The organism is Halapricum sp. CBA1109 (assembly GCF_009741825.1).
Taxonomy (GTDB): domain Archaea; phylum Halobacteriota; class Halobacteria; order Halobacteriales; family Haloarculaceae; genus Halapricum.
This window is the reverse complement of record NZ_WPCA01000049.1, coordinates 1-17,678: the sequence shown is the minus strand read 5'-3', so window position 1 is coordinate 17,678 and position 17,678 is coordinate 1. Positions and strand designations below refer to the sequence as shown.

General features: G+C 65.7%; 15 protein-coding genes and 5 pseudogenes. 8 read left to right on the top strand and 12 right to left on the bottom strand.

Features of this window, described 5'->3' with window-relative positions:
• Window positions 1–280: 280 nt before the first annotated feature.
• The 5 genes and pseudogenes from GJ629_RS07375 to GJ629_RS07355 all read left to right on the top strand — a co-directional run bounded on the left by GJ629_RS07375 (window position 281) and on the right by GJ629_RS07355 (window position 4,673).
• Window positions 281–649, top strand: coding sequence for an Hsp20/alpha crystallin family protein (locus tag GJ629_RS07375; protein WP_157512418.1), 369 nt, complete (start codon window positions 281–283; stop codon window positions 647–649).
• 70 nt (window positions 650–719) lie between these two features.
• Window positions 720–2,686: pseudogene (locus tag GJ629_RS07370) on the top strand (AMP-dependent synthetase/ligase).
• Between the two features lie 60 nt (window positions 2,687–2,746).
• The gene (locus GJ629_RS07365; protein ID WP_157512417.1) at window positions 2,747–3,097 is read left to right on the top strand and encodes a VOC family protein; all 351 of its coding nucleotides are present in this window, start codon (window positions 2,747–2,749) and stop codon (window positions 3,095–3,097) included.
• Window positions 3,098–3,165: 68 nt separating this feature from the next.
• On the top strand, window positions 3,166–3,936 hold the full coding sequence (locus tag GJ629_RS07360) for a PHP domain-containing protein (protein ID WP_370515818.1): 771 nt from the start codon (window positions 3,166–3,168) through the stop codon (window positions 3,934–3,936).
• Window positions 3,937–4,082: 146 nt separating this feature from the next.
• A complete protein-coding gene (locus tag GJ629_RS07355; RefSeq protein WP_157512416.1) occupies window positions 4,083–4,673 on the top strand; it encodes a 50S ribosomal protein L15e in 591 nt (196 codons plus the stop codon).
• Between the two features lie 116 nt (window positions 4,674–4,789).
• Here the strand turns inward: GJ629_RS07355 and GJ629_RS07350 are convergent, their stop codons facing one another.
• The 6 genes and pseudogenes from GJ629_RS07350 to proS form a co-directional block, all read right to left on the bottom strand.
• Window positions 4,790–5,740, bottom strand: coding sequence for a phytoene/squalene synthase family protein (locus tag GJ629_RS07350; protein ID WP_157512415.1), 951 nt, complete (start codon window positions 5,738–5,740; stop codon window positions 4,790–4,792).
• 180 nt (window positions 5,741–5,920) lie between these two features.
• Window positions 5,921–6,106 carry a helix-turn-helix domain-containing protein gene (locus GJ629_RS16975; RefSeq protein WP_231754538.1) on the bottom strand — a complete coding sequence of 62 codons (186 nt, stop codon included), beginning with the start codon at window positions 6,104–6,106 and terminating at the stop codon, window positions 5,921–5,923.
• 69 nt (window positions 6,107–6,175) lie between these two features.
• Window positions 6,176–6,454: pseudogene (locus GJ629_RS16970) on the bottom strand (bacterio-opsin activator domain-containing protein); the annotation flags it as partial.
• Between the two features lie 215 nt (window positions 6,455–6,669).
• Window positions 6,670–7,473: pseudogene (locus tag GJ629_RS16965) on the bottom strand (PAS domain-containing protein); the annotation flags it as partial.
• Window positions 7,474–7,610: 137 nt separating this feature from the next.
• Window positions 7,611–7,811 carry a hypothetical protein gene (locus GJ629_RS07340; protein WP_157512414.1) on the bottom strand — a complete coding sequence of 67 codons (201 nt, stop codon included), beginning with the start codon at window positions 7,809–7,811 and terminating at the stop codon, window positions 7,611–7,613.
• A 303-nt stretch (window positions 7,812–8,114) separates the two neighbouring features.
• A complete protein-coding gene (proS, locus tag GJ629_RS07335) occupies window positions 8,115–9,569 on the bottom strand; it encodes a proline--tRNA ligase (protein WP_157512413.1) in 1,455 nt (484 codons plus the stop codon).
• 87 nt (window positions 9,570–9,656) lie between these two features.
• Between proS and GJ629_RS18175 the strand changes: the two are divergent.
• Window positions 9,657–9,944: pseudogene (locus tag GJ629_RS18175) on the top strand (protein phosphatase); the annotation flags it as partial.
• Between the two features lie 127 nt (window positions 9,945–10,071).
• On the opposite strand, the gene GJ629_RS07325 reads toward GJ629_RS18175, so the two are convergent.
• Complete coding sequence (locus GJ629_RS07325) at window positions 10,072–10,554, bottom strand: hypothetical protein (protein ID WP_157512412.1); 483 nt, start codon at window positions 10,552–10,554, stop codon at window positions 10,072–10,074.
• 211 nt (window positions 10,555–10,765) lie between these two features.
• Here GJ629_RS07325 and GJ629_RS07320 point away from each other — a divergent pair, with 211 nt between their 5' ends.
• Window positions 10,766–12,688: a beta-CASP ribonuclease aCPSF1 gene (locus GJ629_RS07320; RefSeq protein WP_157512411.1), complete on the top strand. Its 1,923-nt coding sequence runs from the start codon at window positions 10,766–10,768 to the stop codon at window positions 12,686–12,688.
• A gap of 71 nt (window positions 12,689–12,759) precedes the next feature.
• Window positions 12,760–13,791 (top strand): aldo/keto reductase, encoded by a 1,032-nt coding sequence (locus tag GJ629_RS07315; protein ID WP_157512410.1) that lies wholly within the window; start codon window positions 12,760–12,762, stop codon window positions 13,789–13,791.
• Between the two features lie 7 nt (window positions 13,792–13,798).
• Here GJ629_RS07315 and nth read toward each other — a convergent pair whose 3' ends face one another.
• The 5 genes and pseudogenes from nth to GJ629_RS07290 all read right to left on the bottom strand — a co-directional run.
• Window positions 13,799–14,617: an endonuclease III gene (gene nth, locus GJ629_RS07310; protein ID WP_157512409.1), complete on the bottom strand. Its 819-nt coding sequence runs from the start codon at window positions 14,615–14,617 to the stop codon at window positions 13,799–13,801.
• 33 nt (window positions 14,618–14,650) lie between these two features.
• Window positions 14,651–15,088, bottom strand: coding sequence for a hypothetical protein (locus GJ629_RS07305; RefSeq protein WP_157512408.1), 438 nt, complete (start codon window positions 15,086–15,088; stop codon window positions 14,651–14,653).
• A 101-nt stretch (window positions 15,089–15,189) separates the two neighbouring features.
• Entirely contained in the window at window positions 15,190–15,603 is a 414-nt protein-coding gene (locus GJ629_RS07300) for a DUF371 domain-containing protein (RefSeq protein ID WP_157512407.1), read from the bottom strand.
• Window positions 15,604–15,687: 84 nt separating this feature from the next.
• The gene (locus GJ629_RS07295; RefSeq protein ID WP_370515817.1) at window positions 15,688–16,824 is read right to left on the bottom strand and encodes a DUF373 family protein; all 1,137 of its coding nucleotides are present in this window, start codon (window positions 16,822–16,824) and stop codon (window positions 15,688–15,690) included.
• 111 nt (window positions 16,825–16,935) lie between these two features.
• Window positions 16,936–17,678 (bottom strand): annotated as a pseudogene (locus tag GJ629_RS07290) (coiled-coil protein); the annotation flags it as partial.

Genomic DNA, 17,678 nt, shown 5'->3' with positions numbered 1-17,678 from the left:
GGATGGGTGTTCTCGGCGTGGTCGTCCAGTCGGTCCTGCAGGCTCTCGTCGTCGGTCTGACCGGTGTTGGGCATCGCGTCAGTGATCGGCCGTCCCCGTCTCGATGGCCGCCCGGACGGCCCCGGGGTCGTCGGTGTCGACCCCCGCGTACCACCCGGCGCTGTCGTCTGTCATATCCCGACTGTCACGCCGCGGGCGCTAAAGTGGTTTCATCCCGTGTCGAGCGGCGTGCTGACACCGCTCCAGCGGTATTGATGCTGTCAGGGCGCCTCCTGATGGTATGGACAGAACGACACCGTTCGATATGGACCGATTCTTCGAGCAGTTCGCCCGGATGGGGGCCACGCCGTGGACCGACCAGCGCGTCCGCGTCGAAACACTCGATGGAAGCCACCACGTCGTGATGGACCTCCCCGGGTTCAAGCGCGACGCGATCAGCGTCACCTACGCCGACGGGACGCTGTCGGTGACCGCCGTCGACGAACACGGCGACGGCGCGGGCCACCGACGCCACAGCGTCGAGGAACGGATCAGCGTCCCCGACGACGTCGACACCGACGCCATCACCGCGAGTTACCACAACGGTGTCCTTGAAGTCACCCTCCCGATGGCCGAGAGCGAAACCGGTATCGACATCGACGTCGAGTGAGAAACGGACCATCGGTTTGCAGTTTCCGGATTCCTAGTTATTTTTGCTATTGGTTGTGAAGGGCTATGGTATGGACACAGACGCGCTCCCGTGGCTGGCCGCCGAGCGAGAGTACACTGACGACGTCATCGGCGAGGACACGCTGGCGTCGATGTTCGAGGCGACGGTCGAGCGCAACGCCGACCGGGACGCACAACTGTTCAAGACCGGTGTCTACGACCGGACGCTCCCCGACCTCCCGGGCGAGACGGCGGCCCGCGGGGAGTACCGCACGCTCACCTACCGGGAGATGCACGACTACGTCAGGCACCTCGCGGCGGGGTTCCGTGATCTGGGCGTCGAGACGGGCGACCGCGTCGGCATCTTCTCGGGGACGCGGATGGAGTGGGCCCACAGCGACTTCGCGCTGCTTGCCGCCGGCGCCGTCGTCACCACCGTCTACACCGAGTCCTCGCCGAGTCAGGTCCGGTACCTGCTCGAGGACCCCGGGGCGTCCGGCGTCGTCGTCGAGAACGAGGAACTGCTCGAACGCGTCCTGGCCGTCGAGGACGAACTCGACCTGTCGTTCATCGTCGTCGTCGACGAGGTCAGCGGCTACGGCGACCGCGAGGACGTCCTGACGCTCGGAGAGTTGTACGAACGCGGCCGGGAGGCGTTCGACCCCGATGCCTACCAGTCGTGGATCGAGAGCCGCGACCCCGAGGACCTCGCGACGCTCATCTACACCTCGGGGACGACGGGCGACCCGAAGGGCGTCGAGTTGACCCACTGGAACCTCCGGTCGAACGTCAATCAGAACCGCCGGCGGATGGCCCCCCGCGAGGACAAGCCCGACGACGTCCCGGTACTCGACGCCGGGACGCGGACCATCTCCTTCCTGCCGCTGGCGCACGTCTTCGAGCGAACCGCCGGCCACTTCCTGATGTTCGCCTCCGGGGCCGCCATCGGCTACGCCGAGTCCACCGACACCATCCCCGAGGACATCAACAAGATCAACCCCCAGACGGGAGCCTCGGTCCCCCGCATCTACGAGCGCATCTTCGACAATATGCGGGACACCGCCGGCGGCTCCCCCGTCAAGGCGCGCATCTTCGAGTGGGCCGTCGAGGTGGCAAAGCAGTACGCCCGCGCCGACGACCCCGGCGCCGTCCTCTCGCTGAAGCACTCGCTGGCCGACCGACTCGTCTACGACACCGTCAAGGAACGCCTCGGGGGCAACATCGAGTTCATGGTCAGCGGCGGCGCAGCCTCAGCAAGGACCTCGCGGAGTTGTTCCTCGGGATGGGCATCCCCATCCTCGAAGGCTACGGCCTCACCGAGACGTCGCCGGTCGTGACCGTCAATCCGCCCGAGGACATCCGGCCCGGGACGCTCGGCCCGCCGGTCGCCGATATGGATGTCCGCATCGACACCGACGTCGTCACCGGGACCGACGCCGCGGACGAACCCAACGACGTCGGCGAACTCCAAGTCACAGGCCCGAACGTTTTCGAGCGGTACTGGAACCGCGAGGACGCCACCAGAGAGGTGTTCACCGAGGACGGCTACTTCCGGACCGGCGACATCGTCGAGCAGACGCCCGACGGCTACCTCCTGTTCCGTGACCGGATCAAGCAACTCATCGTCCTCGACACGGGGAAAAACGTCGCGCCCGGCCCCATCGAGGACAAGTTCGCCACCAGCGACCGCATCGAGCAGATCATGATCGTCGGCGACAACCAGAAGTTCATCAGCGCGCTCGTCGTCCCGAACGTCGACCGCCTGCGCCAGTGGGCCGACGAGGAGGGAGTCGACCTCCCCGAGGACCGGACCGCGCTGTGCCGGGACGACCGCACCCGCGAGTGGATCCAGACGGAGGTCGACCGGGTCAACGAGGAGTTGGCCAGCCACGAACAGGTCAAGCAGTTCCGCCTCACCGACGAGGAGTGGACGCCGGACAACAACCTCCTGACGCCCTCGATGAAGAAAAAGCGCCGCTCGATCCTCGACCGCTTCGCCGACGAGGTCGACGCTATCTATCATGAACGCGACGAGTAGGTCGATCCTCGACCGCTTCGCCGACGAGGTCGACACTATTTACGAGCAACAGAACGAGGAATGACCGGCATCGTCTTCTTCGGGACGGCCGACCGAGACCGCGTCGTCGCGTTCTACCGCAACCGGCTGGACTTCTCGGTCTGGCTCGAACAGCCCGACTGTACGATCCTCCGGTACGACACCCTGCTCGTCGGCTTCTGTGAACGGGACCGGGCCGAAACGGACGGCGTCGTCACCGTCGTCTACGACACCGAGGCGGCGGTCGACGAGCGATACGCGGCCCTCGAAGACGTGGCCGAGGACCCGCCGAGCGTCAACGAACCCTACGAGATATACAACTTCTTCGGCACCGACCCCGACGGCCGGGCCTTCGAAGTGCAGACGTTCCGTCACGACATCGACCCGCCGTGAACGAGTGGGTCGGGTGGCCGTCCCACACCACCGCAACGGCTATTTTCCACACCGCCGAATCGCCGGCCGTGCACGACTACCACGTCCACTCGAACTACTCCGACGGGCGCTTCCTCCCGCGGATGCTCGCGGCCGCAGAGTCAGCGGGCCTAGACGGCGTCGGTATCGCGGACCACTGCAACGTCTCCGAGCGCTCGCCGATGGCGACGTTCAAGCGCCAGTACGGCTTCAACCTCGACATCACCTACGAGCGCCGGCGCGAGGCCATCGCGTCGTTGCGCGAGCGCTACGACCTCGACGTCTACGACGCCGTCGAGATGGACTACGACCCCCGCGAGGAGGACGCCATCCGCGCGTTTCTCGATACGGCGGGTTTTGACTACGCCATCGGGAGCGTCCACGACGTCGAGGGCCGGAACCTCCACGACGAGCGCTACTTCGGCGAGAAATCCGAATCCGAACGCGACGCCGTCGCCGAGCGCTACGTCGAGAAACTGCTGGGGCTGATCGAATCGGAGCTGTTCGCCATCGCGGCCCACCCCGACCTGATAGAGCGCAACCCCGCGCTTCGTGGCCGACTGACCGAGGACCACTACCACGACATCGCGGCCGCGTTCGCCGACTCCCGGACCGTCCCGGAACTCAACGCCGGCCGCGCCACCGAGGACTACGGCGCGTTCCACCCGTCCGAGGACTTTCTCGCCGTCCTCCGTGAGTACGACGTTGGCGTCACCGTCGGCTCGGACGCGCACACGCCCGAAGCAGTCGGTGAGAACACCGATGCGCTGGCCGAGACGGTCGAGAACCGCGGGCTCGACCCCGTCGTGCTGTCGGTGTGAGCGGCTCGGTTCGACGTGTTTTTAAGCCCGACTGGCAAATCTCTGGTAACTCGCTGGTCGACGGGCAGCCAGCGGGCACCTGCACTCGCAGGACGGGATGTGACGCCGTTCGGCGTTGAACCACCAAACGCCCGTGGTGAACACCAATGGCAAAGAGCTTCTACGCACATATCCGGGAGGCTTGGAAGGACCCGGACGAAGGCACAGTCAGCGAACTCCAGTGGCAGCGACTCCAGCGGTGGCGAAAACAGGGCGCTATCGAGCGCGTCGACCACCCCACTCGCCTGGACAAGGCCCGCAATCTGGGCTACAAGGCGAAACAGGGCATCATCGTCGCCCGCGTCAGCGTCCGGAAAGGCAGCGCGCGGAAGGTCCGGCACAAGGCCGGCCGGCGCTCGAAACGGCAGGGCGTGACCCGCATCACGCGCCGCAAGAACCTCCAGCGCGTCGCCGAGGAGCGGGCCACCCGCAAGTACCGCAACCTCCGCGTGCTCAACTCCTACTGGGCCGGTGAGGACGGGTCCCAGAAGTGGTTCGAAGTCATCCTCGTCGACCCGAACCACCCCGCCATCGAGAACGACGACGACCTCAACTGGATCTGTTCGGACGACCACGACAGCCGCGCCCTGCGCGGCCTGACCAGCGCCGGACAGTCCAACCGCGGCCTCCAGCAGAAGGGCAAGGGCACCGAGCACACCCGGCCGTCGAACAACTCCGGCAAAGGCCGCGGCAAGTAGACCGCTCCGCTTTCTCCGCAGTCTCCTCGACCGCCACGTAGCGACGGCGACGCTCCGCAGCGTGTGGCCAGAGAGCCCTCAGATAGCTTCCCGAGCGGACCGTACGCACGGCGCGGCTACACCACGTCGCCGGTAACGGCCTCGGGGTGGTGTTCGGTACGGGGAGCCTCCTCGGGGACGGCACTCACCGCGTAGAACGTCGCCTCGGGGTCGTGGGTCCGTCGCCAGTGCCAGTAGGTCTTGGCGATGAGGTACAGCTTCCGGGCCCGCGAGAGTTCGGCGTCCTCGTGGATGGTGTCGTAGTCGACGGCCTCGATGCGGCGGTGGTGTTCGGCGTACAGCACGGCCGACAGCAGGACGGCGAACTGGCAGTCCTCGGGGAGATACCGGATGCCGGCGACCCCCTCGCGGTAGAGCCGTTCGGCCCGGGCCATCTCCGCCCGAACCGCGGCCTTGAACCCGTCGGTCGCCCGTCGCTCGACGATGTCCTCGGGACCGCTGTCGAACCGTTCGAGCGTCTCGATAGGGAGGTAGATCCGGCCGTACTCCTCGATGTCCTCGCCGACGTCCCGCAGGAAGTTGCTCAACTGGAACGCCTCGGCGAGGGCGCCGGCGTGGGGCCGGGCGGTCTCTTTCTCCTCAGGGTCCATCACTTCGAGCATCATCTGCCCGACGGCGACGGCAGACCCCCGCATATACCCCTCGAGTTCCTCGTAGGTCTCGTAGCGGTCTTTGTCGATGTCCCGTGCCATCGCGTCGATGAAGGCGTCGACCTCCTCGTCGGGGATGTCGGCCACCTCCCGGAGGGAGTCAAAGGCCGAGAGCACCTCGTCGTCGGTGTCCGTCTCGCCCTTGGCCGCCGCGCGGTACTGTTCGAGACGGGCACGCTGGTCGTCGGCCGGCATCGCGTCCGGTTGGTCGACCACCTCGTCGGCGATGCGGAAGAAGCCGTACTGGACGTACGTCGCTGTCCTGATGCGCTCGGGCAGCAGCCGTGTCGCGTAGTAGAACGTCTTCCCAGTCTGTTTGTGTATCTGCTTGCTGGTCGTGATCGTATCGTCTAGCATAGATGGTCGTACTCGTCCTGTTCGGCACTGGTACGGACGTCCTCCAGCGGCTGTCCGACTACCCCAGGCATCGACACGCTGGCCTCGTGGTCTCGCGCTCGTGTCAGTATCACTGCTCGTTCGTATCGCTCTATACGGGCGTCGATAATAAAAGGCGCGTGCCAAATTACGTAGGTCGATTCACCGGTCGAATATCTCGGTGAACACCTTCCGCTGGGCGGCCCGGAGGTGCTGGTGGTACGTCGACGGCGAGATGTCCATAGAGGCCGCGAGGTCCTCGCCGGAGGTGCCCCGCGGCCACTCGAAGAAGCCGCCGACGAACGCCTTCTGGACCGCCGTCCGCTGGCGGTCGGTCAGTTCGTTCATCAGGTTGCTGACGAACTCGGCTTTCGTCCGGGTCGGGCGTTCTCGCTCGCGGTAGGCGAGCAGTTCGACCGCCTCGAAGCGCGTCCCGAGTTCGTCGACGACCGACCGAACGTCCGCGTCGGCGGCCACCTCGGCCGTGACGCGGGCGGTCCCGTCCTCGACGACGGCGCGACTGGTCTCGATACCGAAGTCGGCCAGTGCGGTGACGATGGGCGGGTCGACCACTTCGAACTCGAAGAAGGCCTGGCCGTCGAAATCCGAGACGTGCGTCGCCGAGCGGATATCGGGGTGGTCGCTCGCGGCGGCGAGGATGGAACTGGCGTCGTCGGTCTCGGCGGTGAAGAACATGAGGTACGTCTCCCCGTCGGTCCGGACGACCCAGCGTACTGGAGTGGACAGTCGGCGGTCGCCGAGAGGTCGAAGACGAACCCCTCGTGGCCTTTGAGCTGCAGTTCCAGTTCGACGAGGTCGTCGGCGGTGAGCGTGCGCTTGCGCTCGATTGCGTCGATGGCCGTCGCGGCCATCCGTCCGAGCGCGTCGAAGACGACCGTCTCGCGGTCGTCGACGGCGTTCGCCGTCCCGGCGTACACCGTGAGGACGCCGTAGAGTGTGTCGCCGGCGACCAGCGGGACGGCGAGCAGTCCCTCCGCGTCGGGGCAGATCTGTGTGTGGACCGACGACTCGTCGATGTCCGCGGCCGTCTCGACGACCTGTACCTCCCGGGTGTCGGCGGCCCGGGCGATAGGGTCTGAGCAGTCCTCGAGGTCGATGGCCGCATCGGCCGGCGAACACCCCGTCGCGGCGACCGACCGCAACTCGCCGGTCGTGAGGTCGGGTTCGCCGACCCACGCGGCGACGAACGACTCCGCGTCCGCGAACCGATCACAGAGGGTCTGTTCGACCTGCTCGCGCGTCTCGGCCGCCATCAGCGCCTCGACAGTGTCGTGGACGAGGCCGTTTATCCGGCGGAGGAGACGGTCGAGTCGGTGTCGCTCGGCTTGGAGTTGCTGGGCGCGTTCCTCGGCCCGTAGCTCCGCGAGTTTCCGCTCGGTGATGTCGATGTGCGCGACGACCACCTCGTCGCCGTCGCCCTCTGCAAGCGGCACGACCCGCATCAGGAACCACTGGCTCTCTTCTGGCGTGTCACAGGGATACTCCAGCGTGAACAGCGACTGCTCGCCGTCCATCACCGACTCGATGCCGTCGACGGCCTGGGCGGCGTGGGAGTCGGAGGTCCGGTCGATGCCGGCGAAGTAGTTCTGGCCGGTGAACTCCTCGGCACCTGTCGACTGCTCTTCACCGTAGTCCTGCCACGCCCGGTTGGTGAACAGAATCGTTCCATCACCGTCGAGGACGGCGATGTTCATCGGCAGGGTGTCCAGCGTGGCACGGGCCAACCGTTCGTGCTGTTTCATACTGTGGCCACTGCGTTACAGTCACTACACGGCCCCATCGGGTAAACGCACCGGTGGCGTCGTCGAAACGGCAACGCGCGTCGTCACACCTACTCGCCGCCGGAGACGGGCGGGTTGCGGAACATCCCGTCGAGGACCACCGCCGCGCTGGCGAGGGAGGCGGCGGCGACCGAAAGGTGTGCCGGCAACGAGAGCAGGTGGCCGGCCAGAAGCGACACGACGAACGCAGCCGGGATGAGTACCAGCACCAGATCGTACCTGCCGAACCGCCGTGAGTCCGCTGTGTTCACACTACGATTCGGTGCCGTGCTACGTTCCCGTGTAGCCATTGTCGATACTCCTCCTATCGTGTAATTGTGAAAATTCCAGTATAAATGTTACGCCGGTGTGTTCGTTCGAATGCATCCGGCAGTTATGTGAATAAGTCGTGAGAGTATTCGGTGAATAGCTGTATTATTCTCATATTATTTGATCGTGACGGCTGGGAGCACACGGCAGACGAGGCGGCAACAGCGCTCATACGGAGAGACAACAGCGCTGGAAGGGGACTCGGCAAGCGGTGTCGAAACGGGGCGCGTCGAGAACAGGCGGCGTCAGTACGTCTTTGCGAAGTAGGCGGTCTCCTCGGCGTCCTCGCCACAGATCGCACACTCGTCGTGGACGGGTTCTTCGTCGCGGTCGAGGGGGACCATCGCTATCTCGGCGGCGATAGCCTCCTTGATCGGGTCCTCACAGTCCTCGTCGCCACACCAGCCACACTTGACGTAGCCGCCGTGCTGACCGATGGTACCGAGAATCTCCTCGCGGGACTCGGCCTCCCGTATCTCACCCTCCAGCGTCTCCTCGGCGTCGGCGTACAGTTTCGCGTAGATGGTGTCCAGATGGTCGGTGACGGTGTCGGCGACGCCCTCGCGGTCGACTGTCGCCTCCTCGCCGTCGGGCCGGTGGACCAGCGTCAGTTCCTCGTCCTCGACCTCGTAGGACCCGATCTCGATCCGCAGCGGGACGCCCTCCAGTTCGTGTTCGTTGTACTTGAAGCCGGGATTGCGGTTGTCCCGGTCGTCCAACTCGACGCGGACGCCCGCGTCCTCTAAGTCGACGGCCACGTCGGCGGCGTACTCCAGTACCTCGTCTTTGCTCTCCTCGTCCCAGATGGGCACGATGACGACCTGCGTGGGCGCGACCGTCGGCGGCAGGACCAGCCCTTGGTCGTCGCTGTGGGTCATAAAGAGCGCGCCCAGCGCCCGCCAAGACAGCCCCCAGGAGGTGGTATGGGCCGTCTGCTCCTGTTCGTCCTCGTCGACGTAGGTCACGTCGTAGGCTTCGGCGAAGGAGGTCCCCAGATAGTGGGAGGTCCCACCCTGCACGGACTTGCCGTCGGGCATCAGCGCCTCGACGGTCGTCGTCGTGTGTGCGCCGGGGAACTTGTCGTGTTCGGGCTTGCGACCCTTCAGGACGGGCATCGCCAGCACGTCCTCGTAGAGGCGCTCGTACTGCTCCAGCCGGGTCATCGTCTCCTCGAAGGCGGACGCCTCGTCGTGGTGGGCAGTGTGGCCCTCCTGCCAGAGGAACTCCTTCGTGCGGAAGAAGGGCTTGGTCTCGGTGGCCTCCCACCGGACGACCGAACACCACTGGTTGAGCCGCATCGGGAGGTCCCGGTGGCTGCGGGTCCACTGGGCGATGAAGGGTGTGATGATGCTCTCGCTTGTGGGCCGGACCGCCAGTCGCTCCTCCAGTTCCTCGTAGCCGCCGTGGGTCACCCACGCCACTTCGGGGTCGAACCCGTCGACGATGTCTTTCTCCTTTTCGAGGTAGCTCTCGGGGATGAACATCGGGAAGTAGGCGTTGTCGACGCCGGTGTCTTTGAACCAGCCGTCCAGGTACTCCTGCAGGCGCTCCCAGATGGCGTACCCGCGGGGCTGTGTGACGATGAACCCGCCCATCGGCGCGTAGTCCGCCAGACCGGCCTTCTGGACCAACTCCGCGTACCATTCGCCCGTCTCGTGTTCCTTGCTCGTCGTGATGCCGAGCTCCTGATCCTCAGTCATTGAGTGAAGAGTCGCCCACGCCGACCCTAAACGCTTCGAAGGGTCGGGAACGGTTCACACTTGTCTGTGGACGCCCACTGGTGGCGTATGGACCGCATCACGGAGGACGTCTACGTGGGGGACATTGACGACGCCGGCAACGCCGAGTGGCTCCGGGACGGGTCGCCGACCGCCGTCCTGAAACTCACGCACGGCGACCCCGAGACGCCCTATCCCGACGCCGTCACCGTCCGCGAGGTGTCGATGATCGACGGCCCACAGAACGACTACGAGGACTTCGAGACGGCGGCCGAGACGCTGCTTGCGTTGCTGGCGGACGACCACGTCGTCTTCGTCCACTGCACGGCCGGCGTCTCCCGGAGCGGATCGGTCGTCGCCGCGGCGCTGGCGCTCAGGCGGGAGACGAACGTCGAGGACGCGTCGAGTTCGTACAGGAGCGTCGCCCGGCCGTACACCCACATCCACACCTCCGCGAGCAAGCCGAGCGGTTCGTCGGCTCCCGCTAGTCGACGCCGAAGGGACTCGGCCCCTCCCGCCACTCCCACCCCGGGAGCCGCGTCTGGACGCCCGCCGACAGCGCGGCGTCGCAGTCGTCCAGCCCGGCGTTGTCGTCGTCAGTTCCGTCGTGGGCAATATCCGCGTAGTGGAACGTCGCCTCGGCGAGCAACCGCAGCGGCTGGTCCCCGGCAACCATCGCAGCCAGTTCCCGGCCCAGTAGCTCGTCGACGACGAATCCCGGGTAGTCGTCTTCTACATCGAGTTCGCGCAATGTACCCACGAGGGCAGCGACGTTGACAGCGCGGTCGCCGTCGGCGAAGACAGCGTCGACTGCCTCGCGGTACTGGTCGTCGGTGATCGGATCGACGGTGGTGTCGAAGGCCTCGCCGAGGTCGGCGCGGACGGTGTTGACCAACGGGACGACCACGTCGGCGCGGCCGCGGACCCACTCGTGCTCCTCGGCGACGGTCGCGGGCGTCAGTTCCATAGGGTCGACTACGTGCCCGAGGGGCTACGGTTTTGCGAAGGCTTTTATAATGGCAGGGATGTATGAACGCATATAGTCGGTTTTCCGGGTTTATTTCACCCCAGAGGGGGCGACCCGGACGAATACACCACTACTGACGACCGATACCAATGACGACAGTCCTATCGATACGCCGCCAGTGGTCCACCACCGCCGGCGTGACACACCAACTATGAGTCGAGTCGAACAGCAACTCGAAGACATCGAGGAAACGATTCTCCAGGAAGTCCCCAACGACATCTCCATCTCCAACGTCACCTACGAGGGACCGGAGCTAGTCGTCTACACGCGCGACCCCAAGAAGTTCGCCCAAGACGGGGACCTCGTGCGTCGACTGGCCTCGAAACTCCGCAAGCGGATCACCGTCAGGCCCGACCCGGACGTGCTCGCACACCCCGACGAGGCCCGCGAGCAGATCAGAGAGGTCATCCCCGACGAGGCGGGCGTCACGGATCTGGACTTCCACGCCGACACCGGCGAGGTCGTCATTGAGGCCGAAAAGCCCGGGATGGTCATCGGCCGTCACGGATCGACGATGCGGGAGATAACCCAAGAGGTCGGCTGGACGCCCGAAGTCGTCCGCACGCCGCCCATCGAGTCCTCGACGGTCAAGAACGTCCGGAACTTCCTCAAACAGGAACGGGACGAGCGGCGCGACATCCTCGAACGGATCGGCCGGCAGATCCACCGCGAGGAGATGTCAGACGACGAGTGGGTCCGGATCACGACGCTGGGCTGTTGCCGCGAGGTCGGACGGGCCTCCTTTATCATCTCGACGCCCGAGACGCGCGTCCTCGTCGACTGCGGCGACAAGCCCGGTGCCGAGGGCGAGGTGCCGTACCTCCAAGTGCCCGAAGCGCTGGGTTCGGGCGCGAGTTCGCTCGACGCCGTCGTGTTGACCCACGCCCACCTCGACCACTCCGCGCTCATCCCGCTGCTGTTCAAGTACGGCTACGACGGCCCCATCTACTGTACGGAGCCGACCCGAGACCTGATGGGCCTGCTCACGCTGGACTACCTCGACGTGGCCGCAAAGGAAGGTCGCGCCCCGCCGTACGAGTCCGAGATGGTCCGGGAAGCGATCAAACACTGCATCCCTATCGAGTACGGCGACGTGACCGACATCTCGCCGGACATCAAACTCACCCTCCACAACGCGGGCCACATTCTCGGCTCCTCCATCGCGCACTTCCACATCGGCGACGGCCTCTACAACGTCGCTTTCTCCGGGGACATCCACTACACCGACACGCGACTGTTCAACGGCGCTGTCAACGAGTTCCCCCGCGTGGAGACGCTGGTACTGGAGTCGACCTACGGCGGCCGCAACGACTACCAGACCGACCAGGCGGACTCAGAGCGGAAACTCAAGGAGGTGATCAACGACACCTACGAGAAAGACGGGAAGGTCCTGATCCCCGCCTTCGCCGTCGGGCGCTCCCAAGAGATCATGCTCGTCTTGGAGGAGGCGATGCGCAACGGCGACATCCCGGAGATGCCGGTCCACCTAGACGGGATGATCTGGGAGGCGACGGCCATCCACACGACCTACCCCGAGTACCTCCGTGACGACCTGCGGGACCGCATCTTCCACGACGACGAGAACCCCTTCCTCGCCGAGCAGTTCAACCACATCGACGGCGGCGAGGACGAGCGACAGGAGGTCGCCGACGGCGACCCCTGTATCATCCTCTCGACGTCGGGGATGGTCACGGGCGGCCCGATCATGTCGTGGCTCGAACACCTCGGCACCGACGCGGACTCGAAACTGGTCTTCGTCGGCTACCAGGCACAGGGGACGCTGGGCCGTCGCATCCAGAACGGTTGGGACGAGATTCCCGTCGGCAACGGCGGTGCCGGCCGGGCGAACACGATGACGATGCACATGGACGTCGAGACGGTCGACGGCTTCTCCGGCCACGCCGACCGGCAGGGCCTAGAGAACTTCGTGAAGACGATGAACCCCCGCCCGGAGAAGGTCCTCTGTGTCCACGGCGATGAGTCCTCGACACAGGACCTCTCCTCGGCGCTGTACCACGAGTACAACATGCGGACCTTTGCCCCGAAGAACCTCGAGACATTCCGGTTCATCTGACGGGCGCGAATCACTGTGTGCCGGTTTCCGGCCACCAATATATACTACGAAGCCCGCTGTAGGGTCCTCGTATGGAGTATACGACACTCGGAGCGACGGGGACCCGCGTCTCACAGCTCTGTTTCGGCACGTGGCGCTTCGGCCGGGAGACCGGCGGCGTTGTCGAGACAGATCGCGAGGAGGCCCACGAACTGCTGGATACGGCCTACGAACACGGGATCAACTTCATCGACACGGCAAACGTCTACGGCACACCGAACGGCACAAGCGAGGCGTACATCGGCGACTGGCTCGAATCGTACCACCGCGAGGACGTCGTCCTCGCCTCGAAAGTGTACTTCCCGTTCGACGGCCGCGGCGAACCGGGGCCGAACGATCAGGGGCTGGGCCGCAAGCACATCCGCGCCCAAATCGAGGGGACGCTCGACCGACTGGGGACCGACTACCTCGACATCTACTACATCCACCGATGGGACGAATCGACGCCCATCGAGGAAACGCTGGCGACCCTAAACGACCTCGTTCGGGAGGGGACGGTCCACTATCTGGGGGCGTCGACGATGGCCTCGTGGCAGTTGACCAAAGCGCTCTGGAAGAGCGACGTGGGGGACTACGCGCGCTTCGACGTGACCCAACCGCTGTTCCACGCCGGCTATCGCGACGACGTGAAAGCGTACCTCGACGTCTGTGCCGACCAGGACATCGCCGTCTGCCCGTACTCGCCGCTGGCGGGCGGGTTCCTCACGGGGAAATACGAACGCGTCGACGCGGACGACCCGACGAAGTTCGAGGGGCCCGAAGGGTCCCGCGGGACCCTCTCGGACCGCTTCGAGGACTTCTACCTCTCCGAGCGCGGGTGGCACGTGCTGGAGGAGATTCGAGCGGTGGCCGAGGAACTCGACGCGACGCCGGCACAGGTCGCGCTACGGTGGCTGATGGAACAGCCCGATATCACGTGCGTCCCCATCGTCGGCGCGCGGACGCCCGAGCAACTGGAGGAGAACGTCGGCGCCGTCGACCTCTCGCTGTCGGACGCGCAGTTCAACCGCATCGTCGACGCCCGGTACGCCGAGGACGGCGAGCGCTGGGGTCACAGGGAGTAGCGGCGCCTCAGTCTGCCGCTTCGCTCGGGTCGACGACCTCGCCGTCAGAAGGATAGACCCCGACCTGATCGCAGATATCGGCCATCGGGCACGCCTCGGGGTCGTCGAGACACGCCGGTTTGCGCGCTTTGCAGTATTCGCGGCCGAACTGGATCATCGCGGTGTGGCCAAAGCCACACTTCTCGGCCGGCACGTCGGCCTCCAGATGCTCGCGGACGGTCTCGTGGTCGGCGTCGGCGGGCGCGAGACCGAGTCGCCGGGCGATGCGGTGGACGTGCGTGTCCACGGGAAAGACACCCCCGCGACCGCCGGCGAACAGCAGGACACAGTCGGCGGTCTTCGGCCCGACGCCGTTGTACGCCAGTAGGGCGTCGCGGACCTCGTCGGGGTCGCCCTCCCGGACGAACTGATCGAACGCCTGTTCGCCGCCGTAGGCCTCGCGGACCTCCCGGGCGATGGCGACGATGCGTTCGGATTTCTGGTTGTAGAGGCCGGCCGAGGAGATGGTCTCGGCCAGTCGCTGCTGGTCGGCCTCGGCGAGGGACGCGACGAGGTCGCCCTCGTCTACGGGCCCGCCCGGTCCGTAGCGGTCCATCAGGCTGTCGTGGGCCGGTTGGCTCGCCACGTCGGAGGTGTTCTGGCTCAGGATAGTCCGGACGAGACACTCGAAGGCGTCCCGGCCGCCGTAGGCCTTCGTCCAGTACAACTCCCCGAGGCGGTCAACGACGGCCTCGGCGCGGGTCTCCGGATCACCGTCGGCGAACGCCGACTCCCGGCCGCCGCCGGCCGCCCCGCCGCTGATGTTCTCCGCTGGTTCGTCGCCCATACGCGAGCGTTACGGCTGGACCCACAAAACGGCTCAGATACGGACGTCGACGCCCGGGAGGATGGTCTGTCGGTTGTACAGGCGGTAGGCCATCGCGACGCCGAGGACGAAAAACGCCGCGGAGAACGGGCGGAACAGGATCCACGTATCGAAGCCCGCCCCGTCGGTCGTCAGGACCCACAACGCGCGGTTAACGAAGTTACCCACGAGGGCGATAGCCGCGGCGCGGAGGATACCGTCCTTGGTCGCGCCGGTCGCGACGACGTAGACGACGGCGAACAGCGTCGTCACTTCACCGGCGATGTCGGTTATCTCGTCCGTGATATCCGCGACGCCGAACCCGGTCCCCATCGTGGTCCTGACGAACACGTCGATGAGGATATCCCCCAGCGAGAGGAGTACCGCGACGATAGCGGCCGCTATCAGTAGTCGTGTGAGATCAGGCTGTGCGTGTGTCTGGCTCTGTGCCATACCGTTGATTCAGCCGATGAAATTTTAAACACTATCGATTCGGGTGGGAAAGAAGTGGGAGGGTCTCCTACCAGGACGCACATATCCCGGCGAGCAGGTCGTCACTCCACGGTCAGCGTCAGCGTCACCTCGGCTCCCTCGGCGAGGGCGTCGACGAGTTCGCGGTCGACATCGGCGGCGGCCCCGTCGGCCCCGACCAGCACCGTCCGGTCGTCGACGTAGTCGCTGGTCCGGGCGACGAGCGAGCGGGTGTTCTCGAAGGAGAGGTCGGGGTGGCCGTGACCGACGATAGTGTCGGTGTGGCCGTCGGCTTCGATGGTCGCCGTGATCGTCGCCGAGGTGTCTCGGCAGGCTTCGACGAACGCGGGGTCGAAGTCCGCGGGGACGCGGTCGGCCTCGATGCCGAGGATGCAGTCGCCGGCCGGCGTGAGGAAGTCGTCGCTGGTCAACTCCAGTGTACTCGCGTGCTCGGCGCTGACGTGCTCGTGGCCCCGAGCGGTGATCCGTTCGTCCATATCGGGAGGTCCACCTCGAACGGTTTGAGGGAGTCGATCTCACCGTGAGAACACACGGGGAGGGCAGTCGATCTCACCGTGAGGTTACCCGTCGTCGAGGACAGCCGTCTCGATGTCGCGGTCGCTGACGTAGGCGGCGAAGCGGACACCGACGAGGCTGATCAACACGCCGACGATCAGGTACACCGCGAGGGCGGCCCGGGCGGACAACACGAGTGTCTCGATGGAGATGAGCCCGACCTCGAAAGCCGGAATCTGGACGCGTTCGAACACGCCCGACCGGGTGAGGAAGTACGCCGTGACGCCGCGGACGACCAGTCCGACCGCGACGGCCCCGAACGGGAGGTTCAGGTAGGCGCTGTGGACGCCGTCCCGGCGGATGAACTCGTCGATGAGGCGGCCGGTCGAGGCCGCGAGCGCCGCGGCGGTCAGCCACGGGACGGCGTCGAACCCGAACCGCATCGCCAACAGGAGTCGGCTGGATGTCTCGGTCGTCGAGACGCCGAGCGCACCGACGAACAGGCCGATCAGCGCGAGGCCGCCGGCGACGACGTACGTCACTAGCGCGACCCGGCCGGAGTAAAGCGCCTCCCTGACCTGTCCGGGCGTGCGCTCGACGTAGTCGTCGACGCCCAGCCCCTTGTACAGCAGAAAGAGGCCGACGGCGGCCGCGATAGCGCCGACGGCGACGGTGACGCTGTTGAGCACCCACAGCAGTATCGGGAAGACCAGAAGCGTCGCGCCGACGGGGACCAGAACCGTCTTCCGGAGTTCCTCGTCGCCCAGGAACTGCTTGAGGAGGTAGTACGTCGATTCGAGGTCCCGGGCCTGCCGGATGACGACGCGGTCGACGGCGTCGACGGTCACGCGGCTCTCGATTATCGGGACGAGCCGTTCGTCTTCGGCGCTATCGACGACGACGACCGCCGAGTCCGGGTCGTGAGACTCCAGTAACTGGTCGGTCTGACTCGCTACCGCCCGGTCGACGCTAACGGCGTCGCCCTTGCCGCTGAGGACCGCGACCACCGTGTCGTCGCCGCTGTCCTCGAGGTCGCGGGCGACCCGCAACACCTCCAGCAGACAGTTCACACGGCTGTCCTCGGGGTCGGAGACGCCGAACTCCGTCACCAGCGACTCGACGGCCTCCCACCCGACGATGGGCGTCTCCGTCCCCTGCGTGATCGTCCCCCCGCGGTCGATACAGACGACCAGCGTAGTCACAGGCGATGTGAGTCGGTCGGCGCATAAAAAGCTACGTCAATCGTTGTCGGGGAACCGTCCTGCCGCTGAGCGAGCGTGAAAAAACCGCAGAGAACAGCGAGAGAAACCGCCTTACAGCAGCCCCGTCTTCTGGAGCTTCATCAGGTCCTCGGTGTCGAGGGTCTCGCCTTCCTTGAACTTCTGGTAGATCTCCTCGGCCTCCTCGCGGGCCTCCTCCTGTTTCTGCTCGCGCTGCTCCTGCTCTTGCTCTTCCTCTTTTTTGTCCAGTTCGCGCAGGCGCTTCTGGACGCGCACGAAGTCTTCGTGGTGCTGGTCGGCCGCTTCCTGGGCCTCCACGAACTCCTCGTGTTTCTCGTCGGCCTCGTCGCGGATCTCGTCGGCCTCGCGGTAGGCCTCGATCATCTCGTTGTGGTGTTTCTGGGCCTCGTCGGCGAGTTCCGTCACCTTCTGGTGGTGGCGGGAGGCCTCAGATCGGATCTCTTCTGCCTCCTCTTTGATGTCGTCGACGTCGCCGGTGTTCTCCAGCTTCTCCTTGCGCTCGGCGAGCTGCTCGCGTTTCTCCTCGATCTTCTCGATGAGCTCACGCTCGTCCTCGCTGTCGAGCACCTCGGTCTGCTGTTTGAACTCTAGGTCCTCGATTTCACTCTCGAGTTCGTCGACGCTCTTTCCCTCGTCGAGTTCGAGATCGGTCTTTTCTTCCTCGACCTCGTCGAACAGCTCGTTGGCCTCGGCGTTGAGCTCGTTTCGCTCTCCTTGTGCTCTTGGACCTGCTCGTTGAGCTCGTCGCGCTTCTCGCGGTGTTCCTGTGCTCGTCGACCTTCTCTCGGGTCTTGCGTTGAGTCGTCGCGGTCGGA

Excerpts from the sequence above, each read along its gene's own strand:
- GJ629_RS07300 (WP_157512407.1), bottom strand. The coding sequence starts at position 15,603 with ATGGACGAACGGATCACCGCTCGGGGCCACGAGCACGTCAGCGCCGAG.
- GJ629_RS07365 (WP_157512417.1), top strand. The coding sequence starts at position 2,747 with ATGACCGGCATCGTCTTCTTCGGGACGGCCGACCGAGACCGCGTCGTC.
- GJ629_RS07355 (WP_157512416.1), top strand. The coding sequence starts at position 4,083 with ATGGCAAAGAGCTTCTACGCACATATCCGGGAGGCTTGGAAGGACCCG.
- GJ629_RS07325 (WP_157512412.1), bottom strand. The coding sequence starts at position 10,554 with ATGGAACTGACGCCCGCGACCGTCGCCGAGGAGCACGAGTGGGTCCGC.
- nth (WP_157512409.1), bottom strand. The coding sequence starts at position 14,617 with ATGGGCGACGAACCAGCGGAGAACATCAGCGGCGGGGCGGCCGGCGGC.
- GJ629_RS07320 (WP_157512411.1), top strand. The coding sequence starts at position 10,766 with ATGAGTCGAGTCGAACAGCAACTCGAAGACATCGAGGAAACGATTCTC.
- GJ629_RS07375 (WP_157512418.1), top strand. The coding sequence starts at position 281 with ATGGACAGAACGACACCGTTCGATATGGACCGATTCTTCGAGCAGTTC.
- GJ629_RS07315 (WP_157512410.1), top strand. The coding sequence starts at position 12,760 with ATGGAGTATACGACACTCGGAGCGACGGGGACCCGCGTCTCACAGCTC.
- proS (WP_157512413.1), bottom strand. The coding sequence starts at position 9,569 with ATGACTGAGGATCAGGAGCTCGGCATCACGACGAGCAAGGAACACGAG.
- GJ629_RS07305 (WP_157512408.1), bottom strand. The coding sequence starts at position 15,088 with ATGGCACAGAGCCAGACACACGCACAGCCTGATCTCACACGACTACTG.
- GJ629_RS07350 (WP_157512415.1), bottom strand. The coding sequence starts at position 5,740 with ATGCTAGACGATACGATCACGACCAGCAAGCAGATACACAAACAGACT.
- GJ629_RS16975 (WP_231754538.1), bottom strand. The coding sequence starts at position 6,106 with ATGAACGAACTGACCGACCGCCAGCGGACGGCGGTCCAGAAGGCGTTC.